Annotated in this window: 11 protein-coding genes; 7 read left to right on the top strand and 4 right to left on the bottom strand. The window is 40.1% G+C overall.

Features of this window, described 5'->3' with window-relative positions:
- Nucleotides 1-155 precede the first annotated feature (155 nt).
- The 4 genes from jag to rpmH form a co-directional block, all read right to left on the bottom strand.
- Nucleotides 156-980, bottom strand: coding sequence for an RNA-binding cell elongation regulator Jag/EloR (gene jag, locus CSV74_RS06140; RefSeq protein WP_099690996.1), 825 nt, complete (start codon nucleotides 978-980; stop codon nucleotides 156-158).
- Complete coding sequence (gene yidC / locus CSV74_RS06135; RefSeq protein ID WP_198040303.1) at nucleotides 977-1753, bottom strand: membrane protein insertase YidC; 777 nt, start codon at nucleotides 1751-1753, stop codon at nucleotides 977-979. Before yidC ends, jag begins: the two co-directional genes overlap by 4 nt.
- Nucleotides 1754-1846: 93 nt before the next feature.
- Entirely contained in the window at nucleotides 1847-2185 is a 339-nt protein-coding gene (gene rnpA / locus CSV74_RS06130; RefSeq protein WP_029054387.1) for a ribonuclease P protein component, read from the bottom strand.
- Nucleotides 2186-2304: 119 nt separating this feature from the next.
- The gene (rpmH, locus tag CSV74_RS06125) at nucleotides 2305-2439 is read right to left on the bottom strand and encodes a 50S ribosomal protein L34 (RefSeq protein ID WP_029054388.1); all 135 of its coding nucleotides are present in this window, start codon (nucleotides 2437-2439) and stop codon (nucleotides 2305-2307) included.
- A 504-nt stretch (nucleotides 2440-2943) separates the two neighbouring features.
- On the opposite strand from rpmH, the gene dnaA reads away from it, so the two are divergent.
- From dnaA to CSV74_RS06090, 7 genes are all read left to right on the top strand, one after another.
- Nucleotides 2944-4293: a chromosomal replication initiator protein DnaA gene (gene dnaA / locus CSV74_RS06120; RefSeq protein WP_029054389.1), complete on the top strand. Its 1350-nt coding sequence runs from the start codon at nucleotides 2944-2946 to the stop codon at nucleotides 4291-4293.
- A 171-nt stretch (nucleotides 4294-4464) separates the two neighbouring features.
- Nucleotides 4465-5601 carry a DNA polymerase III subunit beta gene (gene dnaN / locus CSV74_RS06115; RefSeq protein WP_029054390.1) on the top strand — a complete coding sequence of 379 codons (1137 nt, stop codon included), beginning with the start codon at nucleotides 4465-4467 and terminating at the stop codon, nucleotides 5599-5601.
- A gap of 119 nt (nucleotides 5602-5720) precedes the next feature.
- The gene (gene yaaA / locus CSV74_RS06110; protein ID WP_029054391.1) at nucleotides 5721-5960 is read left to right on the top strand and encodes a S4 domain-containing protein YaaA; all 240 of its coding nucleotides are present in this window, start codon (nucleotides 5721-5723) and stop codon (nucleotides 5958-5960) included.
- Nucleotides 5950-7068, top strand: coding sequence for a DNA replication/repair protein RecF (recF, locus tag CSV74_RS06105; RefSeq protein WP_029054392.1), 1119 nt, complete (start codon nucleotides 5950-5952; stop codon nucleotides 7066-7068). Before yaaA ends, recF begins: the two co-directional genes overlap by 11 nt.
- A gap of 48 nt (nucleotides 7069-7116) precedes the next feature.
- Nucleotides 7117-9039, top strand: a complete 1923-nt coding sequence (gene gyrB / locus CSV74_RS06100) for a DNA topoisomerase (ATP-hydrolyzing) subunit B (RefSeq protein ID WP_211225432.1) — start codon at nucleotides 7117-7119, stop codon at nucleotides 9037-9039.
- Nucleotides 9040-9107: 68 nt separating this feature from the next.
- Nucleotides 9108-11642 (top strand): DNA gyrase subunit A, encoded by a 2535-nt coding sequence (gene gyrA / locus CSV74_RS06095; RefSeq protein ID WP_099690995.1) that lies wholly within the window; start codon nucleotides 9108-9110, stop codon nucleotides 11640-11642.
- 132 nt (nucleotides 11643-11774) lie between these two features.
- A complete protein-coding gene (locus CSV74_RS06090) occupies nucleotides 11775-12896 on the top strand; it encodes an HD-GYP domain-containing protein (RefSeq protein ID WP_099690994.1) in 1122 nt (373 codons plus the stop codon).
- The last annotated feature ends 375 nt before the right edge of the window (nucleotides 12897-13271 follow it).

The following is a 13271-nucleotide window of genomic DNA, read 5'->3' as shown; positions in this document are numbered from 1 at the left end:
GGTGTATAGATATGCCCTTAGCGAAGGAAGCAGCTCAATTCACGTCTCATGCAAAGCGTACCTAACTGAATGTGCAATCCCCTCGTACTCAAATCATTATTCTTAATATTTTAGGCGCATTAAAAACCCCGCAGAAAACGCTGCGGGGTTTAGTTTTATTCAATTCCTTTGATGACAATGTGGCGATATGGGTCTTTTCCTTCTGAAAATGTCTCGATATCAAGTCTGAGTGACAACGCGTTATGGATGACCTTTCTCTCGTAGGAAGGCATCGGCTCTAGCGCAACTTGACGTTTTGTACGTACTGCACGGTCTGCCATGCGGTCTGCCAGCTGCTCGAGCGATTGCTCGCGGCGCTCACGGTAATCTGCAACATCTATTCGAACAATCTTGAATTGCTTTGTTACCTTATTGGCTACGAGTTGCGCTAATTGCTGGATCGCATTGAGCGTTTGTCCTCTTTTGCCTATTAAGAATGCTGCTTTTTCACTTTCAAGCTGGAAATTGATGTACTTCCCTTTTGTTTCATACGTAATAACCAAATCTTCAATACCCATTTCTTTTGCCATGTCCTCAATGTACTGTTTCGTTTCTTCAATAGCATCTTTTTCATTATAGATTTTAGCTTCAGGTACTCTTTCACTTTCCTTTATATCCACAACGTTTTCTGATGGCTTCGCTTTAATATGAGGCTGTTGAACAACTTGCGGTGCCTTAGTAACGGGAGATAATACTTCACTGTCATCTGTAATCGTCTGTGTCGGTTCAGTTACTCGAGCGATAGCAGGTTTAGGGTCTGGTTTGGATTTCTCTAAGACAGTTACAAGCACTTCCGCTTGCTTTACGCCAAAACCAAGAAAACCTTTCCTGCCATTTTCCACTACCTGTATCTCTACTTGTTCTTTTGTTACACCCAGGTCCTGTAAAGCTGATTCAATTGCTAGCTCAACGGTTGCTGCCCTTTGTGTAAGTTGTTTCATTTCTTTTTCCCTCCTGTTTTCACTACTTCGACGTTTTTCGGCTTATCAAACGGCTTATAGATGAAAATGTTTTGGAGCAGTGAAATGATATTCCCAACAATCCAGTATAAAGCGAGTGCTGCTGGTAAGAATGAACCGAATACCATGATCATAAATGGCATGATGTACATCATCATCTTCATCTGTGGGTTATCCATTGCGGGTCCTGTACGTAAAACCGTTAATTGGAACAAACCAGCGATGACTGCAAATATAATACTTGGTGAACCAAGTGCAACACCCAGGAAGTTGCCTAACTCAATCGTTGGTGTGGCATTCATCCGGCTGATCGCGTGGTAGAAACCAATAAATATTGGCATTTGGATGATAACCGGTAGACATCCTGCAACTGGATTAATCTTTTCGTTGATCATAATCTGTTGCATTTCTTCTTGATACTTTTTCTGTGTGACAGCGTCTTTTGATTTATATTTCTCTTTCAACGCTTTAAGTCTTGGCTGAATCTCTTGCATACGCTTTGAACTTTTCGTTTGTTGAATAATCAATGGAAGCAATGCAGTACGAATGATCGCCGTAACGACGATAATCGCTAATCCGTATGTACCTAGCCATGATTTGAATTTCATAATCAATGTAACAAGTGGCCAAACAATATATTCGTTCCAAACTCCTGTACTTTCTGCTGTGATCGGCTGTTGGAATTCCGAACAACCTGCCATGAATACTGCGACAACAACAAGTAATGAAAGGAACACTAATTTCTTTTTCAACATTTTTTCCTCCAAACAGTTGCAAGATCAATTTTAAATTTTTTTCAGTGTAACACGATGGCTTTGATCGTTCTACATCCAAGTAGAACTATAATTTCACTTAAAGACTTTTGCGATCTTTAAAACATGTCGCAGATTTTTTTTGGCCGTATGGAAATCGAGCGTGGCAGCTTGATTTCTTGCGATAATAACATAATCTAGATCAGATTTAACTTCATCTTTCATTTCCAGGAACGATTGTCGTATATAACGCTTAATCCTGTTACGCGTAACGGCATTACCGACCTTTTTGCTGACGGATAGGCCAATTCTAAATTCTTGCTGATCTTCCTTCTTATAGGTATAGACAATAAACTGTCGGTTGGCAAAAGACTTTCCTTTTTTAAATACTGTTTGAAATTCTTTATTCTTTTTAATTCGCTGGCTTTTCTTCATAATAGCACCTGCTTTTATTTTCTACCGTCTTAATCTGCTACTCCACTATATAGAGGGGACCTACTAGTTAATTGAAATCGCTCTAATAGCTAAAAAAAAGACCACTGATGTCAGTGGCCTTATGCTGAAAGAACTTTTCTTCCTTTACGACGACGAGCTGCTAAAATTCTACGGCCGTTTTTCGAACTCATTCTTTGGCGGAAGCCGTGGACTTTAGCGCGTTTACGTTTATTTGGTTGGAATGTACGTTTCATTTCGTAAGACACCTCCTGCTTTGATTGTCTCTTTTCCTACTATGACAGTCTTGAATAGTATAGCGATTCAGTAAAAGAAAGTCAATGCTTTTCTATTCCTACTCGGGAGATCTACTCACAACATTTCTATTTCCACACAATACTTATCCACAGCGGGAGAAAGTTATGCTCTGGATGAAATGTTGATGCCTATATTTGTGGATTTTTTAATCCGGCATTTGTCGACAAGTTTTTCACATATTCAGTCCTGTGGATAACTACTTTATGCACAGTTAATGGGATTGTGCATAAATCATTAGACTCCTTGTCAATATTCAGTTTCCCTGTTACAATTAAAAAGCTTTTGTTGTGTATATAATTTACAGCTAAAATCTTATCCACATATGTGAATACAGTGTGGATAGTTTTTTCAACATGTTTCGATAATTTTTATCCACAGCCTTGGATACTGTGCATAAGCGTATTCCGGGCTTTTTAATATTTTATTGTAAAGGAGGCACACGATTGGAAAATCTATCGAGTTTATGGGAGCAAGTATTAAAGAATATTGAAGCTAGGGTTTCGAAACCCAGTTTTGAAACGTGGTTAAAATCGACAAAGTTACTGACGTATGAAGCCGAACATGCTACTATTTCTGTTCCAAATTCATTCGCCAAAGATTGGCTCGAGACACATTACGTCCATTTGATCACGGGGATCTTATCCGAATTGACAGGTGAAGATCGAATCGTTGAATTTATCGTTCCGCAAGATCTGGCGGAGAACGATATTAAATTACCAAAGACACAGCCGAAACCAGTAGAGAAAGCACCTATGATCAACTCAGCCGGTATGCTAAATCCAAAGTACACCTTTGATACATTCGTCATTGGATCAGGAAATCGCTTTGCCCATGCTGCTTCCCTTGCAGTTGCTGAAGCACCTGCAAAAGCCTACAATCCACTTTTTATATATGGTGGTGTTGGATTAGGAAAAACACACTTGATGCATGCAATCGGCCATTATGTACTGGAGCAAAACCCTGCATTAAAGGTAGTCTATTTATCATCTGAAAAATTCACGAATGAGTTCATTAACTCCATACGGGACAATAAAGCGGGCGATTTTAGAGATCGTTACCGCAATGTAGATATTCTTTTAATTGATGATATTCAATTCCTAGCTGGAAAAGAACAAACACAAGAAGAGTTCTTCCATACATTTAATACGTTGCATGAAGAATCAAAGCAAATTATTATTTCCAGTGATCGTCCTCCAAAAGAGATTCCTACACTGGAAGACCGTTTACGTTCCCGCTTTGAATGGGGATTGATCACAGACATAGCTCCACCTGACTTGGAAACGAGAATTGCGATTTTACGAAAAAAGGCAAAAGCAGACGGTCTAGTCGACATTTCAAATGATGTTATGTTGTATATTGCTAATCAGATTGATACCAATATTAGAGAGCTTGAAGGCGCGTTAATCCGCGTCGTTGCATACTCCTCGTTGGTAAATGCTGATGTCACCACTGACCTGGCAGCTGAAGCATTAAAGGATATTATTCCAAATTCCCGTCCGCGTATTATATCCATTCTGGACATCCAAAAGGCAGTCGGTGAGCACTTTAATATCAGACTAGAAGACTTTGTAGCAAAAAAACGGACGCGGGCTATTGCATTTCCACGTCAAGTTGCGATGTATCTATCAAGAGAGCTGACAGATTCCTCACTGCCGAAGATTGGTTCGGAGTTTGGTGGCCGAGATCATTCAACTGTCATTCACGCGCATGAGAAGATTTCCAAACAGCTCGATGAAGACAAAGCATTGCTACAAGATATTCAAGATATTAAAAAGGTATTAGGAAGAGCATAATGTATTGTGGATAACTGTGGACAAGTAGTGCAGGGTCGTCCACGTATTATGCACATGTGGGAAACTATGATTCTCATACATTCAAAAGGCTTTTCCACATATCCACAGGCCCTACTACTATTACTACTATATTTAATTACTTAATTATTATTATATAAGCGAGGTATCTATATGCAGTTTGAAATTATGAGAGACAGATTATTGGATGGATTGAGCGATGTTGTGAAAGCGATCAGTTCAAAAGTAACGACGCCTATTTTGACAGGTATCAAATTAGAGATTACTGAAAAGGGATTAACTATGACTGGAAGTGATTCAGATATTACGATATCCACTTTCATTCCAGTAGAAGAAGATGGTACTCAAATTATTCAAACGATCCAACCAGGTACATTGGTGTTACAAGCAAAAGTCTTCAACGAGATTATTCGCAAGCTCCCAACAAATGAAGTCATGATTGAGTTACGTGATGGAATGAAAACGCATATTCGTTCTGGACAGTCTGAATTTCATATCATTGCCCAAAGTGCTGATGAATATCCCATTTTGCCGGATGTAAAAGATGCAGAGCGTTTTGAAATGCCTGCGGACTTAATGAAATCACTTATTAGAGAGACTGTATTTGCAGTATCCCAACAAGAGACACGCCCAGTCCTTACTGGTGTTCAATGGATTATGAAAGAGCATGAGCTGTATTGTATTGCAACGGATAGTCACCGATTAGCTAGACGAATTGTGACTCCTGAGATTCAAGCAAACTCACCATTCAATGCGGTAATACCAGGTAAAAGTCTTCAGGAACTAAGTAAAATATTACCTGACGACTCTACAGCTGTAGAAATTTTTATTGCGAATCAGCAAGTATTATTTAAGCTTCACAACGTTTTGTTCTATTCAAGACTACTGGAAGGTAATTACCCTGACACATCTCGTCTGATCCCAATTGAATACAAAACGTCTATTACGATTAATGGACGCAATTTATTACAAGCAATTGATCGCGCGTCTTTGTTAGCTCGTGAAGATCGGAATAATATCGTGCACTTCTCAACAGATGGTAGTCCACATGTGCAAATCTCTTCTAACTCACCGGATGTCGGAAATGTAGAAGAGTTGGTAGAAGCTGTGGATATTGAAGGGGAACCTTTGAAAATTTCATTCAGTGCAAAATATATGATGGATGCCTTAAAAGCAATTGATGGCCAAGATTTAAAGATCCATTTCACCGGCAGCATGCGCCCATTCATCTTGAAGTCAATTGACAGCGAAGCAATTCTACAATTAATTTTGCCAGTTAGAACGTTTTAATTTGTAACTAAAGAAAATATCTTGTAATCGGGTAGTCAACATGTTGGCTACCTTTTTACTTATTGAGAAAAGTTAGGTAAACTAGAGAGACAGAATACATTATGAGGGATTGAGTAAAAATGGAAACCGTACAGTTTAATTCAGAATATATTACGCTAGGTCAATTATTGAAAATGACGAATGTTATTAGCTCAGGTGGAATGGCTAAATGGTTTTTAGGTGAAAACATTGTCTACGTGAACGGCGAACCAGAACAACGACGTGGTAAGAAATTATATGACGGAGATGTAGTAAATATCCCGGGCGCAGGAAAATTCAAACTGTCAGCGGATGAATCTGGACAGTCGGATGCATATTGATCGTCTTAAATTAACGAACTATCGAAATTATGAGGCTCTGGAATTAAATTTCTCTCCTACGATGAATGTATTGATCGGTGAAAATGCACAAGGGAAAACCAATGTCATGGAGGCTATTTACGTATTAGCAATGGCAAAATCCCACCGCACATCAAATGATCGAGAACTGATACGCTGGGAACAAGAGTGTGGTAAAATAGAAGGGGACGTCCAACGTAAATTTGGATATATGCCGATAGAGCTGACGATTTCTAAAAAGGGGAAAAAAGCCAAAGTCAATCATTTGGAACAAAATCGTTTGAGTATGTATGTCGGCCAAATGAATGTAGTCATGTTTGCGCCTGAAGATTTAAATATCGTAAAGGGCAGTCCACAGCTGCGCAGGCGTTTTTTAGATATGGAAATTGGACAAATCTCGAGAGTCTATTTGCATGACTTGGTCAATTTCCAAAAAATATTAAAGCAACGCAACGCATTGTTAAAAGCAAATCGCGGTAAATTGGATCTCCAGGATGTAATGTTCGATATTTACACAGAACAGTATATTCAAGTGGCAGTTCAAATTATTCTAAAGCGTTTTTACTTTATGGAATTACTACAAAAATGGGCAAATCCGATTCATCAAGGAATTTCACGTGGTCTTGAAACACTGGAAGTTTCATATGGGACTTTAAAAGACCTACATTCTGGGCAGACTGCTGAAGAGATGGAGACGATTTTTGCTGATCAGTTAAAGAGTGTGCGAAGACGCGAATTAGAACGAGGGCTTACACTGGTAGGTCCACATCGTGATGATTTGCAGTTTTTTGTCAATGGGTACGATATTCAAACGTACGGTTCACAAGGACAGCAACGGACGACTGCACTTTCTTTGAAACTGGCGGAAATTGAGCTAGTAAAGCAAGAAGTGGGCGAAACTCCAATTTTATTGCTGGATGATGTGTTATCCGAATTGGATGATTACCGACAGTCACACTTGTTGAGTACGATGCAAGGACAAGTTCAAACATTTGTGACGACAACCAATATCGCAGGAATTGATCATAACACGATCCAGGAAGCAGCTATTTTTGAAGTGCATGATGGATCTGTTTTACCTAGAGATTAGATTGTTGCGGTTTGATAGTATTGGAAAGGAAAGGTGAACACCTTGGCAATGGAAGAAAAGGATATGCAGACTTCTTATGATGCAAGTCAGATACAAGTGTTGGAAGGTCTTGAAGCTGTCCGTAAACGTCCTGGTATGTACATTGGGACAACAAGTGCAAAAGGGCTCCATCATCTTGTGTGGGAAATAGTAGACAATAGTATCGATGAAGCTCTCGCAGGTTATTGTGACCATATTGAAGTAACGATAGAGAAAGATAACTGGATTAAAGTAGCCGATAATGGCCGTGGAATTCCAGTCGGCATTCAGGAGTCAACAGGTAGACCAGCCGTTGAAGTCATTATGACCGTACTTCACGCAGGTGGTAAGTTTGGTGGCGGTGGATATAAAGTATCCGGTGGTTTGCACGGCGTAGGATCTTCAGTCGTCAATGCTTTGTCAGAGAAGACGGAAGTCTATGTTAAACTGGATAAAAAGTTATATGCAATTGAGTTTTCTAGAGGCCCTGTCTCAAAAGAGCTTGAAGTCATTGGTGAGTCGGATGAAACAGGTACTACAATCCGTTTTAAGGCGGACTCTGAAATCTTTACCGAAACAACGGTATACGAGTATGGCATATTAGCCACACGTTTGCGTGAACTTGCTTACTTAAACCGTGGTTTGCGTATTAGTATTACCGATGAACGTGGTGAGGAACCCGTATCCGAAATGTTTCACTATGAGGGCGGAATTAAATCATACGTTCAGCATTTGAATGCAAATAAAGAGCCGATCTTTGAAGATCCAATTTACATTGAAGGCGAACGTGATGGCATTACTGTTGAAGTCGCTATGCAATACAACAGCGGCTACGGTGAAAATTTATTGTCATTCGCTAATAATATTCATACGTATGAAGGCGGAACACACGAGCAAGGTTTCAAAACTGCATTAACTCGCGTGATTAACGACTATGCACGTAAAAACGGTTTGTTGAAAGAGTCAGAAGACAATCTGACCGGAGATGATGTGCGTGAAGGCCTGACGGCTATCGTCTCCATCAAGCACCCTGATCCTCAATTTGAAGGTCAAACCAAAACGAAATTGGGTAACTCAGAAGTTAGCACGATTACGAACTCTTTGTTTTCCGAAGCACTGCAACGTTTCTTAATTGAAAATCCAGTAGTAGCGCGTCAGGTAGTAGGTAAGAGCACGATGGCTGCAAGAGCACGTATGGCTGCGAAAAACGCTCGTGAATTGACACGTCGCAAATCGGCGTTAGAAATTTCGAGTTTACCGGGAAAACTATCAGATTGTTCCTCAAGAGATCCAGCTATCAGTGAATTGTATATCGTTGAGGGTGACTCTGCTGGAGGTTCTGCGAAGAATGGTCGCGATCGTCACTTCCAAGCGATCTTGCCGCTCCGAGGAAAAATCCTCAATGTAGAAAAAGCACGTTTGGACCGTATTCTCGGGAACGCAGAGATTCGTATGATTATTACGGCTCTCGGTACAGGAATCGGACCTGAATTTAACTTGGATAAGGCTCGTTATCATAAGCTAGTCATCATGACAGATGCTGACGTTGATGGTGCCCATATCCGTACATTATTATTAACCTTCTTCTTCCGTTTCATGCGTCCGCTAATTGAAGCAGGCTATGTATATATTGCACAGCCACCACTTTATCGTGTACGTTCAGGAAAAAGAGAAGAATATTGTTATGACGAAGAAACGTTGCAAGAAATCCTGAGCAGTATGCCTGCCTCACCAAAGCCGGATATTACACGATACAAAGGTTTGGGTGAGATGAATCCTGAGCAACTATGGGAAACCACAATGGATCCTGATAAACGCACATTCCTACAAGTCCGTATGGATGATGCAATAGAAGCTAATGAAACGTTTGAAGAACTAATGGGTGATGAAGTAGAACCACGCAGAAAGTTCATTGAAGATAATGCAGTTTACGTACAAAATATCGATACTTGATTAATCGTGACAGATTATTTAGCAATGACCGAACTCATAGATGTAAGTGGTGAAAGGAGCTTGACAACATGGCAGATTTGCCAAAAGGCGGAGTGCAGGAAATAAATATTAATACGGAAATGAAGACTTCATTTCTGAACTATGCGATGAGCGTTATCGTTTCTCGTGCGCTTCCGGATGTTCGAGATGGTTTGAAGCCCGTACATCGCCGCATTTTGTATGCTATGCATGACTTGGGCATCACTGCGGAGAAACCGCATAAAAAGTCAGCCCGTATTGTAGGGGACGTTATTGGTAAGTACCACCCGCACGGCGATAGTGCGGTATATGACACGATGGTACGGATGGCTCAAGATTTCAGTTATCGCTATATGCTAGTAGATGGACACGGTAACTTCGGCTCTGTTGATGGTGATGGAGCGGCTGCAATGCGGTATACGGAGTCTCGTATGTCTCGTATTGCAATGGAGTTATTGCGTGATATCAATAAAAATACAATCGACTTCCAAGCAAATTATGACGAGCAGGAAAAAGAGCCTGCCGTCTTGCCAGGTCGTTATCCCAACTTGTTGGTAAACGGTACATCGGGAATTGCCGTAGGTATGGCAACAAACATCCCACCCCATCACCTCGGTGAAACGATAGACGCTGTACTTGCTTTGGCAGAGAATAGCGCAATTACAACCGAAGAACTAATGGAAATCATTCCAGGTCCTGATTTCCCAACTGGCGGTATGATACTTGGGCGTAGTGGAATTCGTCGTGCTTATGAAACGGGTCGGGGTTCATTGATCATTCGTGGAAAAGCGGAAATTGAGACAGCTGCAAATGGCCGTGAAACGATTATCGTTAATGAAATTCCATTCCAAGTAAATAAGGCGAAGTTAATCGAGAAAATTGCAGAGCTCGTGCGTGATAAGAAGATTGACGGCATTACACACTTAGCAGACGAATCAGACCGTACAGGTATGCGTATTGTCATTGAAGTAAGAAGAGATGCGAATGCCAATGTATTATTGAACAATCTATATAAACAAACTGCCTTGCAGACTAGTTTTGGAATCAATATGCTGGCACTGGTAGACAAGCAACCAAAAGTATTGTCGTTGAAAGAAATTCTATACCATTACTTAGAACACCAAAAGGTAGTCATTCGCCGACGTACTCAATTTGATTTGAATAAAGCAGAAGATCGTGCACATATTTTGGAAGGATTACGTATAGCGCTTGATCATATTGATCAGATCATTGCACTAATCCGTGCATCCAAGACAACGGCTGAAGCGAAAGCAAACTTGATGGAGACATTCGAGTTATCTGATCGCCAGTCTCAAGCTATTCTCGACATGCGTCTGCAACGTTTAACTGGATTAGAACGAGACAAAATCGAGTCGGAGTACCAGGAGTTGCTGACACTTATTGCTGAATTACGTGCAATTTTAGCGGATGAACTGAAATTAATTGAAATTATCCGTGAAGAATTAAGCGAAATTAAAGAACGTTTTGCTGACGAACGTCGAACAGAGATTATGCTTGGTGGTTCTGAAATGCTTGAAGATGAAGATTTAATTCCAGTGGAAAACTCCATTGTGACATTAACTCACCAAGGGTATATTAAGCGACTGCCAGCTAATACGTATCGCAGTCAAAAACGTGGCGGTCGTGGAATTCAAGGTATGGGCACAAATGAAGATGACTTTGTAGAGCACTTACTAAATACTTCAACGCATGACACGATTTTACTGTTTACGAGCAGAGGCCGTGTATTCCGTAAAAAGGGCTATGAAGTTCCTGAATACAGCAGAACTGCCAAAGGATTGCCGATAATTAACCTACTTGACTTCCAAAAAGGCGAAAAGGTTACAGCAATGATCCCAATCGATGAGTTTACTGAAGATCACTATTTATTCTTCTCGACAAAACAAGGTGTTATTAAACGAACGTCGATTATGGACTATGCCAATATTCGTGCGAACGGCTTAATTGCATTAGGATTGCGTGAAGACGATGAACTGATCTCTGTTAGATCAACTGATGGAAAGTCAGATATTGCAATCTGTACCAAGCAAGGTATGATGATCCGCTTTGACGAGGAAAGCATCCGTCCGCTCGGTAGAACTGCTGCGGGTGTACGTGGTATTAGATTGCGTCAAGAGGATGAAGTAATTGGCATGGATATCGTAGATGAAGGTGACGATATTCTAGTAGTTACTGAAAAGGGATATGGCAAACGCACACATGAAAGTGAATACCGAGCTCAATCACGTGGCGGTTATGGATTAAAAACAATGCATATGACGGATCGAAACGGTAGTATTGTCGCGATGAAGTCGGTTAACGGCGAAGAAGATTTAATGTTAATTACGATTCACGGGATCTTAATCCGTATGTCAATTGGTGATATTTCTATATTTGGCCGATCAACACAAGGTGTACGACTCATTCGATTAGCTGATGACGAACGTGTAGCAACGGTCGCAAAGGTAGAAAAAGATGATGACCTTGAAGAAGAGTTGGAAGAAGATATAGAAGGCCAACTGGAAGTGTCTAAACAAGTACAACCAGATACAGACATAGAAGCTGAAACAGATTCAGAAGAATAAAGAAAAGTTATTGAAGGGGCGTAATACGTCACTTCAATAACTTTTTTGCTTTTATTAGGAAAAAATACTCAGGTATCTATCCATATAATTGAGAATATTGTATATTAATAGGTAGAGCAAAGAGGAAATTAGGTGATAGCGTTGGATATTTATAAAGAGGTAAATGAATTAATACCAGGTAGTTTTCTTAAAGAGGATTTGTATGCCAATACACGAAATCCCATTATGGTTAAAGACACCAAGTTAATGCTAGAGCATTTTGAAGTACTTCATTCATTTGGTATTACCCGCGTGCTGGTCGAGTCAAAGGCACTTAGTAAAATAGAACAAGGACCGACGGAGAAAATAACGGAGGTAAAATTAACTCCAGAAGTAGAGAAGCAGATGACTCAAAATGCTCCTCCAAAATCAAGGTCTTTGGAAACGCTATACGATGAAGCAGTAGAGTCATACAGAAAAGAATTCATTAGTTATAGATCAGGCAAGAAATTGGACGTTGCAGCCGTGCGTACAATTGTTTTACCTGTAATTCAAGCATTTTTGGAGAATAAGGACTACGTCAGAAGACTAAATGAGTTTTCTACATTACAAAACTATCGCGCACACCATTCTATTAGTGTCGGCATTCTGGCAGCCTTAATAAGTGAAGCAATGGGGTATCCAAGAGGGCAAGTACTTCAAATTGGAATTGCTGGCGTATTGGCAGACAGTGGTATGGCAAAAATTGATGAAAAGATTATCGATAAAGTAGCATTTTTAACGAGTGAAGAGCTAAGTGAAGTGAAAAAGCATGTCATTCACAGTTTCCAAATGGTCAACGATTCTTCATTAGTACGTCAGGAAATGAAAGTAGCGATTTTGCAGCATCATGAGCGCTTTGATGGTAGCGGTTATCCAAGAGGACTGAAAGGGCAGGAGATTACAGAAATCTCTCAAATACTCTCAGTGGCGGACGTGTACCACGCTATGGCATCCGAAAGACCGTACAGACAGAAGGAAAGTTCTTTTAAAGTAATCGAGTTAATGAGGGAAGAGGAATTCGGCAAGTTTGATATGAAGGTAATTGAAGTACTTCACGAACTGATCAATAAGCTGTCGATTGGAACAAAAGTAAAACTTACGACTGACGAGATAGCAGAAGTCATTTACTTGCACCGTGACTTCCCGTTGCGTCCAATCGTGAAAGTTCTAGATACGGGCACGCATACTGATCTATCGTCTAATAGAAGAATTTCTATAGTTAAGATCTTTTAATAGAATAACTTTGTAAACAATGAGGAAAGTAAGCTATTTTATGCGGGTGTGCATTTCTACATTGGAATTTATAGTGGAAGCATATCCGTATTTCATTGTAGGTATGGTGTTTTCAAGGATTAATTAAAATAATTTATAAAAGTGCTTGCATTCTCATAAATAGGGTGGTATATTTATAAGCGTCGCATCAAGCAGTTGCGAAAACATCAAACTTAACAAGAAAAACTTTTTAAGTAAAAGCGTTGACAACAAAACGATGAGATGTTAATATAAGAAAGTTGCCTCTTACGAGAGACCAACGAAATGAACCTTGAAAACTGAACAGCAAAACGTTAACGAAATACAGTTTATGCATCTAACGATGACATAAACAAA

The sequence above is a fragment of the Sporosarcina sp. P19 genome (genome assembly GCF_002743165.1).
GTDB classification, from domain to species: Bacteria; Bacillota; Bacilli; order Bacillales_A; family Planococcaceae; genus Sporosarcina; species Sporosarcina ureae.
The sequence above is the reverse complement of the archived record's forward strand: the minus strand, read 5'-3'. Positions and strand labels throughout refer to the sequence as shown.

Bases quoted from the DNA above. Each gene is read 5' to 3' on its own strand.
- dnaN (WP_029054390.1), top strand. From the start codon at position 4,465: ATGCAGTTTGAAATTATGAGAGACAGATTATTGGATGGATTGAGCGAT.
- gyrA (WP_099690995.1), top strand. From the start codon at position 9,108: ATGGCAGATTTGCCAAAAGGCGGAGTGCAGGAAATAAATATTAATACG.
- rnpA (WP_029054387.1), bottom strand. From the start codon at position 2,185: ATGAAGAAAAGCCAGCGAATTAAAAAGAATAAAGAATTTCAAACAGTA.
- yidC (WP_198040303.1), bottom strand. From the start codon at position 1,753: ATGTTGAAAAAGAAATTAGTGTTCCTTTCATTACTTGTTGTTGTCGCA.
- rpmH (WP_029054388.1), bottom strand. From the start codon at position 2,439: ATGAAACGTACATTCCAACCAAATAAACGTAAACGCGCTAAAGTCCAC.
- yaaA (WP_029054391.1), top strand. From the start codon at position 5,721: ATGGAAACCGTACAGTTTAATTCAGAATATATTACGCTAGGTCAATTA.
- gyrB (WP_211225432.1), top strand. From the start codon at position 7,117: ATGGAAGAAAAGGATATGCAGACTTCTTATGATGCAAGTCAGATACAA.
- jag (WP_099690996.1), bottom strand. From the start codon at position 980: ATGAAACAACTTACACAAAGGGCAGCAACCGTTGAGCTAGCAATTGAA.
- recF (WP_029054392.1), top strand. From the start codon at position 5,950: ATGCATATTGATCGTCTTAAATTAACGAACTATCGAAATTATGAGGCT.